Here is a 14944-nt window from a genome sequence, read left to right on the forward strand (position 1 = left end):
TACGCGGTCCGCGCGGCGAGGTCAGGCCGACCCCGTCATCGGTGGAAGCCGCTCCGCTGCCCCTGGGCGGGTTTGCGCAGGTTGCGGAGGGTCAGCGCGGTGTCGAGGGCCGCGACCGTCGCCTCCCAGCCCTTGTCCTCGTGCCCGCCGGGGACGCCGCTGCGGTCCACGGCCTGCTCCAGGGTGTCGCAGGTGAGGACGCCGTTGCCGACGGGCGTCGCCTCGTCCAGCGCGATGCGGGTCACGCCGGCGGTGACGGAGTCGCACACGTGGTCGAAGTGCGCGGTCTCGCCGCGGATCACCGCGCCGAGGCAGACCACGGCGTCGAGGTCGCGGGCGAGCTGCTGCGCGACGACGGGCAGCTCCAGCGCGCCGGCGACGCGGACGACGACGGGCGCGTCCACGCCGCACGCCTTCGCGGCGGCCTCGGCGCGCTCCAGCAGCCGGTCGGTGATCCGCCCGTGCCAGCGGGTGCAGACGATGCCGAGCGTGAGCCCGGACGCGTCGACGGTGGTGTCCTCGGGCCGTCCGGCGCCGCTCATGCCAGTCCCTCGATCTCGTGTCCGAGACGGTCGCGCTTGACCGTCAGGTAGCGCCGGTTGTGCTCGGTGACGACGACCGGCATGGCCTCGCGGCCCCGCACCTCCAGCCCGAAGCCCTCCAGGCCCTTGAGCTTCAGCGGGTTGTTGGTGAGCACCCGGACCGACCCGACGCCGAGCTCCCGCAGCATGTGGGCGGCGTTGGAGTACTCGCGGGCGTCGGCGGGCAGGCCGAGCTCCAGGTTGGCGTCCACGGTGTCGGAGCCGTTGTCCTGCAGCGCGTAGGCGCGGAGCTTCGCGAGCAGGCCGATGCCGCGCCCCTCGTGGCCGCGCAGGTAGAGGACGACGCCGCGGCCCTCTTGCGCGATGCGCTCCATGGCGGCGTCGAGCTGGGTGCCGCAGTCGCAGCGCTCGGAGTGCAGGACGTCGCCGGTGAGGCACTCGGAGTGCGCCCGGACGAGGACGTCCTCCCCGTCGCCGAGATCGCCGAGGACGAGGGCGACGTGCTCGCCGCCGTCGATGGCGCTGGAGAACCCGACGGCGCGCCACATCCCGTACCGGTTCGGCAGCCGCGTCTCGACGACCCGCGTCACCATCGCCTCGGTGCGGCGCCGGTACTCGACGAGCTGCTCGATGGAGATCAGCTTGAGGCCGTGCTCCTTGGCGAACACCTGGAGCTCGGGCAGCCGGGCCATCGTGCCGTCGTCGTTGACGACCTCCGCGAGGACGCCGGCGGGGGTGAGCCCCGCCATCCGGGCGAGGTCGACGGCGGCCTCGGTGTGGCCGCGCCGCCGCAGCACGCCGCCCTCGCGGTAGCGCAGCGGGAAGATGTGACCGGGCCGCACCAGGTCGCGCGGCTCGGACGCCGAGTCGCACAGCGTCCGGATCGTCCTCGCGCGGTCGGCGGCGGAGATGCCGGTGGTGACGTCGTGCCGGGCGTCCACGCTGATCGTGTACGCGGTGCGCATCCGCTCGGTGTTCTGCGCCGTCATCAGGGGGATCTGCAGCCGGTCGAGGTCCGCGCCCTCCATCGGGACGCAGATCACGCCGCTGGTGTAGCGGATCGTGAACGCGAGCAGCTCCGGCGTCGCCTTGGACGCGGCGAAGATGATGTCGCCCTCGTTCTCGCGGTCCTCGTCGTCCACGACCACGACGGGCCTGCCCGCCGCGATGTCGGCGACGGCCGACTCGATCGAATCGAAGATCCCGTTGTCGTTGCCGCTCACGCGGTCACCGCCTTTCTGGGGGTTGGGACGGCCTGGGACTCGCGGAGCCAGTTGCGGAAACCGGCCAGCACCATGACGAAGAAGATCCCGTAGACCGCGCCGGACACGTACAGGCCCGACTTGAGCGCCAGGGGGACGCCGACCAGGTCGACGAGCACCCAGACGATCCAGAAGTCGACGAGGGCGCGGCTCTGCGCGAACGTCGCGACCGCGCTGCCGACGAAGATGTAGGCGTTCGCCCACGGGGACCACGCCACCTGGAGCCAGTCCAGATGGGTGAACAGCTGCGCCACGACGGCCGTCCCGACCACCAGCACGGCGAGCAGGGCGATCCGCTCCCGGGCGGTCGCCTCCCGGACGGCCAGGCCCCGCTCCTCGCGGCGGCCGCGGGTCCACATCGTCCAGCCGTAGGCGGCGAGGGCGAGGAAGAGCACCTGCTTGAGGGCGTTGCCCGGGACGGCGGCGTGCAGCGACGCGGCGAGCAGCAGCAGGGCGCCCGCGAGCTGGACGGGCCACGTCCAGATGGTCCTGCGCATCGCGAGCCACACGACGGCGAGCGACAGGACGTTGCCGACGAGGTCGGTCCAGAGGATGTGCTCCCCGAAGACCTCGAAGCCGGCGCCGAGCCAGTTCATGCCCGGTCACCGAACATGCGCTCGACGTACTTGCCGACGATGTCCACTTCGAGGTTCACGGGGTCGCCGGCCTTCTTGTGGCCGAGGGTCGTGAGGGCGAGCGTGGTGGGGATGAGGGCGACGCTGAACCGGTCGTCCTTCGCCTCGACCACGGTGAGGCTGATGCCGTCGACGGTGATGGAGCCCTTGTCGACCAGATAGCGGCTCAGGTCGGGCGGCAGGGAGATCGTCACGACGTCCCACCGCTCCCCCGGCTCGCGGGACAGGATCGCGCCGACGCCGTCGACGTGACCCTGGACGAGGTGCCCGCCGAGGCGGTCGGACAGCCGGACCGGCCGCTCCAGGTTCACCCGGGAGCCGGGTTCGAGGGCGCCGAGGCTCGACTTGTCGAGCGTCTCCTTGATGGCGTCGGCGGTGAAGACCCCGTCGGCGACGTCCACGACCGTGAGACAGACCCCGTTGACCGCGATGGACGCGCCGTGCACGGCGTCCTGCGTCACGACCGGTCCGCGGATCGTGAGGGTGGCCGAGTCGCCTGCGGACTCGATCGCCACGATCTCGCCGAGCTCCTCGACGATGCCGGTGAACATTCCCCGGGCCTCCTACTCGAAAGGCTCCGGGGATCGTGCATGAAACGACGGCACGCCCCTTCACAGGGGCGAGGTTGCGCGCTGCCTCCCATCCGGACTTTCACCGTCGGTCCCGGAGTTCCACCGGGTCAACCGGCCGATGGCTTCGGCCGGGTCGCGGACTGTCACCGCCGGTTCGGAATTGCACCGACCCCGGAGCACGCGTTCACTGCTGGCAACCAGTGTGCCATGCGTTCTGTTCCCCGTTGCTGTGACGAAGACCACCGTCGGCCGGATGACGGAGGTTCGACGACCTTGGGCCGAGGGTGGACGGCGGGTCTCGGCCCCCTGTTCGGCTGACGTCGCCCCGCTCGGACGCGGCACGTCAGGCGGGGATCACCAGGACGCCGCGGCCGTGGCGTCCACGGCCTGGGCCTTCAGCCTCCGCACGGCCTCGTCCGGGTCCTCGGCGCCGTAGACGGCGCTGCCCGCGACGAACACGTCCGCGCCCGCCTCGGCGCAGCGCTCGATCGTCTCCGCGCTGACGCCGCCGTCCACCTGGAGCCAGACGGGCAGGTCGCGGCCCTTGATCAGCTCGCGGGCGCGGCGGACCTTCGGCAGGACGACGTCCAGGAACCTCTGGCCGCCGAACCCGGGCTCGACCGTCATCAGCAGGAGCATGTCGATCTCGCCGAGGAGGTCCTCGTAGGGTTCGACGGGGGTCGCCGGGTTGATCCCGAGGCCCGCGCGGGCACCGGCGGCGCGGATGGTGCGGAGCGTGCGGATGGGGGCCTTCGCGGCCTCGGCGTGGATGGTGACGCTGCCCGCGCCCGCCTCCGCGTACTGCGGGGCCCAGCGGTCCGGGTCCTCGATCATGAGGTGGCAGTCGAGGGGCAGGGCGCTGTGCTTCAGCAGCGCCTCGACGATGGGGAGCCCGAGGGTCAGGTTGGGCACGAAGTGGTTGTCCATGACGTCGACATGGACCCAGTCGGCGGAGTCGGAGATGAGCGCGACGTCCTCGGCCAGGCGGGCGAAGTCGGCGGACAGGATGCTGGGTGAGATCTGCGGAGCCATGATGCCCCGAGTCTATTGCCGCCCCGCCGTCCGGCCCTCACCCGCCCGGGCGGCAGGGCGGGGGGCGCGTTCCGCCAGGCCGAGGCGGACGAACGCCTCGGGCGCGCCGAAGGTCGACCAGAGGCCGAGCGACGCCTGCACCACGAAGATCGCGAATGGGTGGCCGCCGATGAACAGGTCGGGGAGGGCGAGGACGGCCGCCCCGGCCGCGCCGACCGGCAGCCGGGCCAGGCGCCGCCCCCGCGTCCCGCCCGGGTCGAACCAGCCGCGGGACGCCAGCAGGCACACGCCGGAGACCAGGCCGAAGAGCCCGCCGGTCGCCGCCGCGGCCTGCTCGAGGTCGATCGGCCGGGTGTCGCCGCCCGCGCGGACGATGGCGTCCGCCCAGGCCTGCGGCCACGTCCAGTCCTGGAGGGAGTGGACGGCGACCCAGGCGACGCCGAGCGGAACCAGGGAGACGGCGAGGGCCATCGCGATCTGGAGCGGCAGGGGCCGGGCCGCCCACCAGGGCACGACCTTCGGTTCCAGCACCAGCGCGGCCGCCAGCAGCCCGGCGCCGATCGCCCAGCCCACCATGACCTGCCCGGCCGAGTGCACCCCCAGCTGGACGCGGGAGACGCCGATCAGGACGATCACCAGGAGCGGGGCCGGCCACAGGGCGCGGCGGGCCCGCGTGGCGAGGAAGCCCCAGACGGCCACGGCGTTCTGGGCGTGGCCGGACGGCATACCGAACGACTCGATCGGCTCGTGACCCTTGACGGACGGGTCCGTCCAGTACGGGCGGGGGTCGTGGAACACCAGCTTCAGGACGGTGTTCACGACCGAGCTCAGCGACAGGATCACCGTCAGGCGGGCGGCCAGGCGCGGGTCGACGCACCAGTACAGGACGGCGATCAACGGCAGGTAGAACGCGGCGCTGCCGATGGCGGACATCAGATGCATGAAGCCCGTCAGCACAGCGTCAGTCCGTGCGCCGGAGCAGGGCCAGGAACATCGCGTCGGTTCCGTGGCGGTGCGGCCAGAACTGCGCGTAGGGGCCGTCGCCCAGGCCGGTGAGCCCGTGCGCCGCGGACCCGAGGACGGACGGGGCGTCCAGGGGCTCGGCCTTGCGGTCCCGCAGGACGTCGTCCACGACCACCCGGGTCTCCGCCATGTGCGGGGAGCACGTCACGTACGCGACGACCCCGCCGGGGCGGACGGACTCCAGCGCGGACGCCAGCAGCCGCCTCTGCAGCGGCCCCAGCTCCGCGACCGACTCCGGGCCGCGGCGCCAGCGGGCCTCCGGGCGGCGGCGGAGCGCCCCCAGCCCGGTGCAGGGGGCGTCGACCATGACGCGGTCGAACGAGCCGGGCCGCCACGCGGGGACCGTGCCGTCGGCGGTGATCACTCCGGCGCGGTCGTCGACGGTGCGGAGCACGAGGCCCGCCCGGTGGGGCTGGACATCGGACGCGAGGAGCCGCGCGCCCCTCTCGGTGGCGAGCGCGGACAGCAGCCCGGCCTTGCCTCCGGGTCCGGCGCAGAGATCCGCCCAGCGGGCGTCGCGTCCGTCGAGCGGGGCGGCGGCCAGGGCGAGGGCGACCATCTGGCTCGCCTCGTCCTGCACGGCGGCGCGTCCCTCGCGGACGGCCGCGATCGCCGCCGGATCACCCTCCGGCAGGACCGCCGCGTAAGGCGAGTAGGGCGCGGGATCCGCGCCGGCGGCGTACAGCTCCTCCAGCGTGGCGCGGCCGGGGCGAGCCACCAGCGTCACGCGCGGGCGCTCGTTGTCGGCGGCGAGGAGATCGGCGATCTCGTCCGGGCCGACCGCGTCCCGCAGGGCGGACACGATCCACTTCGGGTGGCTGTGCGCGACCGACAGGCGCGTCACCGGGTCGGCGTCCGCCGGGGCGACGATGCCGAGCCAGGCGTCCAGGCTCCGCCCCGCGACCTTGCGCAGGACGGCGTTGGCGAACTTCGCCTGCCCCGGCCCGGACACGGAGTGCGCGAGCTCCACGGCCGTGCCCACGGCGGCGTGCGGCGGGATGCGTGTCGCGAGGACCTGGTGGGCGCCGAGGCGCAGGACGTCCAGCAGCGGCCCGTCGATGCGGCGCAGCTCGCGGTCGCTGCACAGCGCCAGGACGGCGTCGTAGAGGCCGCGCCCCCGCAGCGTGCCGTAGGTGAGCTCGGTGGCGAGGGCGGCGTCGCGTCCGGTGAGGCCGCGGTCGCGCAGCCGCGCCGGCAGCAGGAGGTTCGCGTAGGCGTCGCGGGTCTCGACGGCGCGGATCACGTCGAACGCGGTGCGCCGGACGAGGTCCTGAGGACGCCCCGTTCTCCGGGGTCCCCCGGGTCTGCGGTTCCGATCATGGTGGTTCCGGGCGGGTGGCATCAGTGGAACATGTCCTTTTCGGAGAGATCGATGCCACGGATCCAGTCGGCGGCCGACATTCGGCGCCTTCCCTGCGGCTGCACCTCGCCGAGGACGACCGGGTGCGTGGCGGTGCCGACCCTGACCTCTTTCCTGCCGGGACGGATCTCGCCCGGCGCCGGCCGCTCCGCTCCCGCCGCCGGACGCACCGGCCCGAGCTTCACGCGCGTGTCGCGGAAGGTCGTCCACGCGCCCGGCGCGGGCGTGCACGCCCGGACCAGCCGGTCGACGTGGTGGGCGGGGGCCGACCAGGAGACGCGCGCGTCCTCCGGGGTGAGCTTGGCGGCGTGGGAGACGCCCTCGTCCGGCTGGGGACGCGGCTCCAGGACACCGGCCTCGATGCCGTTCATGGTGTCGAGCAGCAGCGTCGCGCCCGCGACGGCGAGCCGGCCCAGGAGGTCGCCGGACGTGTCGTCCGGGCGGATGGGCTCGGTGAGGACGCCGTACACCGGCCCGGTGTCGAGGCCCTCCTCGATCTGGAACGTGGCGGCGCCCGTCACGTCGTCCCCGTGCAGGATGGCGCGCTGCACCGGGGCGGCGCCGCGCCACGCGGGCAGCAGCGAGAAATGGAGGTTCACCCACCCGTGCCGGGGGATGCCGAGGGCCGCCGGCGGCAGCAGCGCGCCGTACGCGACGACGGGGCAGCAGTCCGGCGCGATCTCCGCCAGCCGCGCGAGGAACTCCGGATCACGGGCCTTGGCGGGCTTGAGCACCTCGACGCCCGCCGCCGCCGCGCGCTCGGCGACCGGCGACGCCACCAGGCGCCGGCCGCGCCCGGCGGGCGCGTCCGGGCGGGTCACGACCGCGACGACCTCGTGCCCGGACGCCAGCAGGGCGTCCAGGGACGGCAGGGCCGTCTCCGGCGTCCCGGCGAACACCAGCCGCACTACAGGGCCTTCCCGAGCGTGCGGTGCGGGGACTCCTTGACGACCGGTGCGGGCTCGCCGAACCACTCGGCCTCGCGGATCGCCTTCATCGCGGCCTTGCGCTGGTCCGCGTCCATCCGGTCGATGAAGATGATCCCGTCCAGGTGGTCGGTCTCGTGCTGGACGCAGCGCGCCAGCAGGTGCGTGCCCTCCAGCGTGACGGGCTCGCCGTGCATGTTGAAGCCCTTGGCCACGACGCCGACCGAGCGCGGCGTCGGGAACGCCAGGCCCGGCAGGGACAGGCAGCCCTCGTCGTCGGTCTCCTGCTCGTCCGTCAGGTCCAGGGTGGGGTTCACCAGGTGCCCGAGCCGGTCGTCGACGTAGTAGGCGAACACCCGCAGTCCGACGCCGAGCTGGGGCGCGGCCAGCCCGGCGCCCGGCGCGTCGATCATCGTGTCGGTGAGGTCCTTGACGAGCCTGCGCAGCTCCTTGTCGAAATCCTTCACCGGCTCCGCCGGCGTGCGCAGCACGGGGTCGCCGAAGAGGCGGATGGGCTTGACGGCCAACGAAGGGCTCCGTTCCTGCGGGCGGGGTGCTTGTGCTCCCCAGTCTAGGGACGCCCGGACGCGGACCGCGCCTTGTACGCGGCCGTCCGGGCCGCCTTGGCCGTCGCCCTGTCCGGATGGTGCCCGCCCAGCGCCTCCAGGACGCCGACCACGTCGTCGTGGTCGGTGCGCCACAGCTCACCGACCATGCCGCGCATGTCGGCACCGGAAGGGGCGTCGGCGATCGCGGCCGCGACCGCCTCGGCGGGCTCCGCCGTCTCCAGCATCGCGGCGACCGTGTCGACGAACACCCACAGGTACTCGTCGCGGCTCAGGTCGCGGCCGGACGGGTCGCCGGCGGCCCGCAGCCACAGCGCCGCGTACGGCGAGACCAGCGTGTGCTCGCTCGCGGCCCGCACCACGGGGGCCGCCTCCGGGCCGATCCGGTTCAGCACGGCGGCGGCGAGGCCGCGGGCGCCCGGCCCGGCCGTGCGCATGACGTCGAGGACGTCGGCGGCGGCGTCCTTGGCGTCGCGGCCCGCCAGCCAGCCGTCGATCTCCTCGTCGGCGGTGTCCGGCCGGTGCAGCGTGAGCCCCATGACCAGCTCGGCGGCGGACGCGGAGGCCAGCTCCCCGACGGCCGGGGCGGCGAACCCGTCCGCGCGGAGCAGCTCCCGCACCGCCCACACGCCGAGGGGGGTGAGCGCGCGGCCGCCGTCCCCGGCGGGCTCGACGATGCCCCACTCCTCGAGCGTCTCCAGCTCGAGGGCGAACGCGTCCGCGACGGTCCGCGCCACCGTCGCCTGGTCGGACACGTCGTAGACCTCCGCGACGTGGTCCAGGAGCGCCTGCGCGAGGGCGTCCGGCGGGGTCGGCTCCTCCTGCTCGTACAGCTGGATGAGGACGCCGGTCAGCTCGTTCTGGACGAGCTCCATCCCGTCCAGCCCGAGGTCGGGATCGTGGTCGGGCACGACGAGGGAGTCGAACGCCTCCAGCCAGACCGCAAGGAACGCCCCGTCGTCGGCGGAGCGGAACGCCTCCAGCGCCGGCCCCGGCCCGGCCCGCCCCTCCCCGACGGAGAGGATCTTCGATTCGACCGCCGCCCACCACAGCCGCTCGAACGCGGTGTCGTCCCGCGTCTCGCCGGACCGGCGCGACACGTCCAGCCCCAGGGCGCGCGCGCCCTCCGCCGTCTCGGCGTCGACGGGGTAGTCGTACTCGCCGAGCGCCCGCTCTCCCGCCCAGTCGACCAGCGCCCGGAGCCGTCCGGTCAGCGGCGACCGGCGCGCCGCCGCCGCGACCTCCGCCTCCGGCGCCACCCGGACGGGCGGCACCGCGCGCCGCTCCATCCGCGCCAGGTACTCCTCGGTGAGGGCGAACCGCTCCTCCTCGGGCAGCGCCTCGAACTCGCCCACCCAGCGGGCGACGGCCTCCTCGTCGCCGAGCGGGACGCCGTCGTCGGCCATCATCCCGCCGATCACCTCGGCGGCGAGCCGCCGCTCGGCGCGGTCGGCCTCCTCGACGACCTTGGTGAACTCGGGCGCGATCCGGTCGACCTCGGCCGCCAGCTCCGCCGCGCGGGACGCGGGCACGCCGCCGGTGCCGCCCAGGTGCGCGACGACCGCGCGGACGGTCGCGAGGACGGCGGGCACCTCGTCGGCCGCGGCGATCACCGTTTCGGGGAAGACCTCCAGCAGCAGCTCGCGCAGGACGTCCGGCGCCAGGCCCTCCGGACCGGTGACGCCCAGCTCGTCCCGGGCCAGTTCGAGCAGCAGCGCCGCGCCGGCCGCGTCGACCGCCTCGCCGCGCTCGTCCGAACGGATCCGCAGGTCGGTGCAGAGGCTCTCCACCCAGTTCTCGTCCACACGGGGAGCCTATGGCTTAGATGAGCTCCAGGGGGTCGATCTGAACACGAACGGTCTCCGCCGCCTTGCGCGCGCTGCGCACGCCCTGCGCCTCCTTGAGCGCGCGCGCGAGGGCGAGCGCCTCGCCGGACGGGACCCGGACGAGGGCGCGCTCTCGTTCCGGCCCGTCCCCGCCGGGCGGAGCGGGCACCGGGACGGGCCCGAGGACCTCCGCGCCGGGCGGCAGCCGGGCGTCCGCCAGCAGCTCGCGGATGGCGGCCGGGGAGGCGGTGAGGGACGCCATGCGGGCCGCCGGGGGGAACCCCACCTCCCGCCTCTCCGCCAGCTCCCGCTCTGCGTACGTGACCGGGTCCCACCGGACGAGGGCCTGGACGGCCGGCAGCGACCCCTCCGCCGACACGACCACCGGCCCCCCGGGGCGGACGAGCGCCGCCGCGTTCATCCAGCGCCGCAGCGTCTCCTCCCCCGCGCGCAGGTCGGGGCGGCCGAGCAGGACCCAGCCGTCCAGCAGCAGCGCCGCCGCGTACCCGCCGTCTGCGGGCGGCTCCGCGCCGGGCGTGCACACCACCAGGGCGCGCTCGCCGCCGACCCGGTCGAGGACCGCGTCGCGGCCCGACGTGCGCACCGGGACGCCGGGGAAGGCCCGGCCGAGCTCCTCGGCGGTCCGCTTCGCGCCCACCACCACCGCCCGCACCTGGAGGAACCCGCACTCCGCGCAGGACCAGCCGCCCGCGACGCGCCCGCACCAGCGGCAGTGCGGCGCCGCGTGCGACGACGGCAGCGTGAGCGGCCCCTGGCACTCGGCGCAGCGCGCCGGCGCGCGGCACCGGCCGCACGCCAGCCCAGGCACGTACCCGCGGCGCGGCACCTGCACGAGCACCGGGCCGTCGGCCAGCGCGCCCCGCGCCGCCTCGAACGCCACGTTCGGCAGCCGGGCGGTGCGGGCGGCGGCGTCCCGGGCGAGCTGCCCGTCCTCCCCCACGTACCGGACGTGCGGCATCGCCTCCCGGACGCGCGGCCGGCCGCCGCCGAGGGCGTGCGCCCAGCCCGTCTCGACGAGCCGGGTCGCCTCCGTCGTCCGGGTGAACCCGCCGATCAGCGCGGCGGCCCCCGACCGGTGCGCGCGCAGCGCGAGCACCTCCCGGGCGTGCGGATAGGGGGCGTGGGGCTCGGCGTGGACGTCGTCGCCGTCGTCCCAGAGCACGACGAGCCCGAGATCGGCGACCGGCGCGAACATCGCCGCCCGGGTGCCGACCACCGCCCGCGCGGATCCGCGCCGGACGGCCAGCCACCGCCGGTACCGCTCGGCCGGCCCCGGCTCCGCCGTCAGCGCGACGTGCCGCCCCTCCCCCAGCTCCGCCGTGAGGACGGCGTCGAGCCGCGCGACGTCGCGCCCGTCGGCGACCACGACGAGCGCTCCCCGCCCGGCGTCCAGGGTGACGGCCACGGCTCGGGCGACGGCCTCCATCCAGCCGGGGCCGGGCAGGGCCGTCCACACCGCGCGAGGTGCCCGCCCGGCCTCCAGCGCCCCGAGGAACGATGCCCCCGCCGGGTACCGCCCCCACTCCCCGGCCCCCCGCCCGGGGGCCTGCTGAGGCTCCGGCGCCGGTTTCCGGGGCTCGGCCTCGACCCGGGCGTGGCGGGGCGGGACGGCCAGGCGGACGACGTCCGCGAAGGTACCCGCGTAGCGGTCGGCGACCTCCCGCACCAGGGCGGCGATCCCGGGGGCCAGGACCGGTTCGGGCGAGGTGACCCGCTCGAGGAACAGCAGGCGCCCGTCGTGGCCGGTCTCGGTGACGCGCTCCAGGAGGAATCCGTCCACGAGCTGGCCCGCGAACCGGACCCGGACGCGGCAGCCCGGCACCGCCCGCGCGTCCAGGTCGGCGGGCACCAGGTAGTCGAACGGGCGGTCCAGATGCGGGAGCGGCACGTCGACCGCGATCCGCGCGACCGGAAGATCCTCCGCCGGGCTCTTCGCCCCCTTGCGGGGCGGTCTCCTCCCGGCCGCGGGGCGCGTGGCGGCGGGCGGGGGCAGATCGTCCAGCCCTGGAATGGATTCGGCTCCCCCGGCGTCCTTGACCACGTGCTTGTCCTACCAGATCCGTCCGACGCCCCCGCGCCGCGCTAGGCTGAGGCCCGTCCCATCCCGGGCGCGCGTCCGGCCGGCACGCTCCCGATGCCGCCGCGCCCGCGACGCCCGACGAGCCCCCTGCAGGCCAAGTGACCACAGCGCAATCCCCCGAACGGACGGACGCCCCGGCCCCGCAGGGATCTCCGAGCCGTCCCCCCGCGCCGGCCCGCCCCGCGTGGCGGCGCAGGCCGCGCCTCCGGCATCCCGTCGTGGCGGCGTCCCTGGCGTCCGCCGCCATGCACCTCGTCTGGGCGCTGTACCTGGCGACGGAGGGCGGCGACCTCGCCGCCCAGGCCGCGTGGACCGACTTCGTCTGGGAGAACCCCGGCGCCGCGTACAACTTCGCCTGGTACGGGGGAATGCACCCGGCCTCCTACAGCGTCGTGTCGCCCTACCTGATGGCGCTGTGCGGCATCCGCACGGTCGCCGTCATCACGGGCACGCTGTCCGCGGCCCTCACCGCGCACCTGCTGATGCGCTTCAAGGCGCGCATGGCGCTCCCGGCGGCCCTGTGGGCCGCGTTCGCGCTCGTCTGCAACACCGCGTCAGGACGGGTGACGTTCGGGCTGGGCCTGGTGTTCGCGCTCGCCGCGGCCGTCGTCGCGTTCGGCGGGCGCGGCACCCCGGCGCGGCGGATCGCCGGCATGATCGCGCTCGGCCTCGCCGCCACCCTCGCCAGCCCCGTCGCGGGCCTGTTCCTCCTGGTCCTGGCCGCCGCGCTGCTCCTCACCGGCCGCCGCGCCGACGGGATCGCGCTCGCACTGCCCCTGCCGGTCGTGTCCGGGACGACGAGCCTGCTGTTCCCCTTCACCGGCGTCCAGCCCATCTCCTTCACCACGATCGTGCTGCCCGCCGTCACCAGCGTGATCGCGATGGCGCTGTGCGCGCCGAGGGAGTGGCGGCTGATCCGGACCGGAGCCGCGGTGTACCTGCTCGGCATCGCGCTGACGTGGCTGATCCCGTCCCCGGTGGGCAGCAACGTCGAGCGGCTCGCCCTGCTGTTCGGCGGGATGTTCCTGCTGACCGCCGTGGCGCGGGCGCAGGGGGCCGCCCGGATCGCCGTGCTGTCGCTCGCGTTCATCGTCACGGCGTCCTGGCAGGTGGTGAAGCCCGTCGACGACGTGATCCACACCGAGCCGGCGCAGGCGGCCGCCCGGCACGGCCGCGCGCTCATCGAGAAGCTGGACGCGCTGGAGGCCGACCGGGCGCGGATCGAGGTCGTCCCGCTGCGGTCCCACTGGGAGTCGTCCGGCCTCAGCCGCGACTTCATCCTGGCGCGCGGCTGGAACCGCCAGGTGGACGCCGAGCGCAATCCCCTGTTCTACGAGGAGGGCGCGCTCACCGCCGCGTCCTACCGCGAATGGCTGCGCCGCTGGGCCGTCCACTACGTCGTCCTGCCCGAGCAGGAGCCCGACTGGGCGGCGCAGGAGGAGGCCGCCCTGGTCGCGAAGGGCCTGCCGTACCTGACGGAGGTCTGGCGGGACGACCACTGGCGCGTCTTCCGCGTCGCCGGCCAGGTCCCGGTCGTGGACGACCCGGGCGCGGTCCACCGCTTCGAGTCGGCGAAGCTGGTCGTCGACATGCGGCGTCCGGGCTCGGCCCTGGCCCGCGTGGCCTGGTCGCCCTGGCTGACCGTCACGGGCCCGGACGCCGGGGCCTGCCTGTCCCGGGACGGCGAGTTCGTCCGGCTGCACACCCGGCGTCCGGGCCGCTACACCGTCGAGGCCCGCTACGCCCTGTCCCGCGGGGATCGGTGCCCTCAGCCCTGAACCCGCGAACGGCGCGCGCGACGGCATGAGGGGCGGGCGCCGGGCGCCCGCCCCTCATGCCGTTGCGATGACTACAGACCGGCGGCCTTCGCCAGGGCCTTGGCGCGGTCGGTGGACTCCCAGGAGAAGTCGGGCTCGGGACGGCCGAAGTGGCCGTAGGCGGCCGTCTGCTGGTAGATCGGGCGGAGCAGGTCGAGGTCGCGGACGATCGCGGCGGGGCGCAGGTCGAAGACCTCCAGGACCGCCTCCTGGATCTTGGCGACGGGCAGCTTCTCGGTGCCGAACGTCTCGACGAACACGCCGACGGGCTTGGCCTTGCCGATCGCGTACGCGACCTGGACCTCGGCGCGGTCGGCGAGCTCGGCGGCCACGATGTTCTTGGCGACCCAGCGCATCGCGTACGCGGCGGACCGGTCGACCTTGGACGGGTCCTTGCCGGAGAAGGCGCCGCCGCCGTGCCGGGCCATGCCGCCGTAGGTGTCCACAATGATCTTGCGGCCGGTGAGGCCGGCGTCGCCCATCGGGCCGCCGATCTCGAAGCGGCCGGTCGGGTTCACCAGGAGGCGGTAGCCGTCGGTGTCGAGGTCGAACTCGGCGAGCACCGGGTCGACGACGTGCTCCTTGATGTCCGGGGTGAGCAGCTCGCGCAGGTCGATGTCGGGCGCGTGCTGGCTGGACAGGACGACGGTGTCGAGGCGGACGGCGCGGTCGCCGTCGTACTCGATCGTGACCTGGGTCTTGCCGTCGGGGCGCAGGTAGGGCACCACGCCGCCCTTGCGGACCGCGGACAGGCGGTGCGCGAGCCTGTGCGCGATGGTGATCGGCAGCGGCATGAGGTCGGCGGTCTCGTTGCTGGCGTAGCCGAACATGAGGCCCTGGTCGCCGGCGCCCTGGCGGTCGAGGTCGTCGCGCCCCTCGCCCTCGCGGGTCTCGTAGGCGTCGTCGACGCCCTGCGCGATGTCGGGCGACTGGGCGCCGATGGACACCGACACGCCGCAGGAGTGCCCGTCGAAGCCCTTCTTGGACGAGTCGTAGCCGATCTCGAGGATCTTCTCCCGGATCAGGGCGGGGATGTCCACGTAGGTCTCGGTGGTGACCTCACCGGCCACGTGCACCTGACCCGTCGTGATCATGGTCTCGACGGCGACCCGGCTCTTCGGGTCGTCCTTGAGCATCGCGTCGAGGATCGCGTCACTGATCTGGTCCGCGATCTTGTCCGGGTGTCCTTCGGTGACGGACTCGGAGGTGAACAGGCGGCGAGACACGTACGTGAACTCCTTGCAGCGGCTGCTGACTGACGTCGCAGGGCGGATGTATTCGG

13 protein-coding genes and 1 riboswitch are annotated in these 14944 nt (G+C 74.7%); of the genes, 1 reads left to right on the plus strand and 12 read right to left on the minus strand.

The genetic code is table 11. From position 1 onward, the window contains the following. Nucleotides 1-35: 35 nt before the first annotated feature. From ribH to IE99_RS0101215, 11 genes are all read right to left on the minus strand, one after another. Entirely contained in the window at nt 36-542 is a 507-nt protein-coding gene (gene ribH, locus IE99_RS0101165; RefSeq protein WP_030144977.1) for a 6,7-dimethyl-8-ribityllumazine synthase, read from the minus strand. Next, nucleotides 539-1765 (minus strand): bifunctional 3,4-dihydroxy-2-butanone-4-phosphate synthase/GTP cyclohydrolase II, encoded by a 1227-nt coding sequence (locus IE99_RS0101170; protein WP_030144978.1) that lies wholly within the window; start codon nt 1763-1765, stop codon nt 539-541. Before IE99_RS0101170 ends, ribH begins: the two co-directional genes overlap by 4 nt. Then, nucleotides 1762-2400, minus strand: a complete 639-nt coding sequence (gene pnuC / locus IE99_RS0101175; protein ID WP_030144979.1) for a nicotinamide riboside transporter PnuC — start codon at nt 2398-2400, stop codon at nt 1762-1764. The genes IE99_RS0101170 and pnuC overlap by 4 nt, the downstream gene beginning before the upstream one ends. Continuing rightward, the gene (locus IE99_RS0101180; protein ID WP_030144980.1) at nt 2397-2990 is read right to left on the minus strand and encodes a riboflavin synthase; all 594 of its coding nucleotides are present in this window, start codon (nt 2988-2990) and stop codon (nt 2397-2399) included. Before IE99_RS0101180 ends, pnuC begins: the two co-directional genes overlap by 4 nt. Nucleotides 2991-3064: 74 nt before the next feature. Continuing rightward, a riboswitch (FMN riboswitch) is annotated at nt 3065-3195 on the minus strand. Nucleotides 3196-3365: 170 nt separating this feature from the next. After that, nucleotides 3366-4043, minus strand: coding sequence for a ribulose-phosphate 3-epimerase (rpe, locus tag IE99_RS0101185; protein ID WP_030144981.1), 678 nt, complete (start codon nt 4041-4043; stop codon nt 3366-3368). A 12-nt stretch (nt 4044-4055) separates the two neighbouring features. Further along, nucleotides 4056-4976, minus strand: a complete 921-nt coding sequence (locus IE99_RS0101190; RefSeq protein ID WP_169744374.1) for a phosphatase PAP2 family protein — start codon at nt 4974-4976, stop codon at nt 4056-4058. A 28-nt stretch (nt 4977-5004) separates the two neighbouring features. After that, on the minus strand, nt 5005-6408 hold the full coding sequence (locus IE99_RS0101195) for an RsmB/NOP family class I SAM-dependent RNA methyltransferase (protein ID WP_030144983.1): 1404 nt from the start codon (nt 6406-6408) through the stop codon (nt 5005-5007). Continuing rightward, nucleotides 6408-7334 carry a methionyl-tRNA formyltransferase gene (fmt, locus tag IE99_RS0101200; RefSeq protein WP_030144984.1) on the minus strand — a complete coding sequence of 309 codons (927 nt, stop codon included), beginning with the start codon at nt 7332-7334 and terminating at the stop codon, nt 6408-6410. The genes IE99_RS0101195 and fmt overlap by 1 nt, the downstream gene beginning before the upstream one ends. Beyond that, nucleotides 7334-7879: a peptide deformylase gene (def, locus tag IE99_RS0101205; RefSeq protein ID WP_030144985.1), complete on the minus strand. Its 546-nt coding sequence runs from the start codon at nt 7877-7879 to the stop codon at nt 7334-7336. The genes fmt and def overlap by 1 nt, the downstream gene beginning before the upstream one ends. 44 nt (nt 7880-7923) lie before the next feature. After that, nucleotides 7924-9723, minus strand: coding sequence for a hypothetical protein (locus IE99_RS0101210; RefSeq protein ID WP_030144986.1), 1800 nt, complete (start codon nt 9721-9723; stop codon nt 7924-7926). A gap of 16 nt (nt 9724-9739) precedes the next feature. After that, complete coding sequence (locus tag IE99_RS0101215) at nt 9740-11806, minus strand: primosomal protein N' (protein WP_425423780.1); 2067 nt, start codon at nt 11804-11806, stop codon at nt 9740-9742. 257 nt (nt 11807-12063) lie between these two features. Between IE99_RS0101215 and IE99_RS0101220 the strand changes: the two genes are divergently transcribed. Beyond that, nucleotides 12064-13623, plus strand: a complete 1560-nt coding sequence (locus tag IE99_RS0101220; protein WP_245623009.1) for an MFS transporter — start codon at nt 12064-12066, stop codon at nt 13621-13623. A gap of 71 nt (nt 13624-13694) precedes the next feature. Here the strand turns inward: IE99_RS0101220 and metK are convergent, their stop codons facing one another. Next, nucleotides 13695-14888, minus strand: coding sequence for a methionine adenosyltransferase (metK, locus tag IE99_RS0101225; RefSeq protein WP_030144989.1), 1194 nt, complete (start codon nt 14886-14888; stop codon nt 13695-13697). Nucleotides 14889-14944: the final 56 nt, after the last annotated feature.

Source organism: Spirillospora albida, assembly GCF_000718255.1.
In the GTDB taxonomy this organism is placed as follows: Bacteria; Actinomycetota; Actinomycetes; order Streptosporangiales; family Streptosporangiaceae; genus Spirillospora; species Spirillospora albida.

Coding starts and splice junctions, on each gene's coding strand:
- ribH (WP_030144977.1), bottom strand. CDS start 542: ATGAGCGGCGCCGGACGGCCCGAGGACACCACCGTCGACGCGTCCGGG.
- pnuC (WP_030144979.1), bottom strand. CDS start 2,400: ATGAACTGGCTCGGCGCCGGCTTCGAGGTCTTCGGGGAGCACATCCTC.
- IE99_RS0101180 (WP_030144980.1), bottom strand. CDS start 2,990: ATGTTCACCGGCATCGTCGAGGAGCTCGGCGAGATCGTGGCGATCGAG.
- rpe (WP_030144981.1), bottom strand. CDS start 4,043: ATGGCTCCGCAGATCTCACCCAGCATCCTGTCCGCCGACTTCGCCCGC.
- IE99_RS0101190 (WP_169744374.1), bottom strand. CDS start 4,976: ATGTCCGCCATCGGCAGCGCCGCGTTCTACCTGCCGTTGATCGCCGTC.
- IE99_RS0101195 (WP_030144983.1), bottom strand. CDS start 6,408: ATGCCACCCGCCCGGAACCACCATGATCGGAACCGCAGACCCGGGGGA.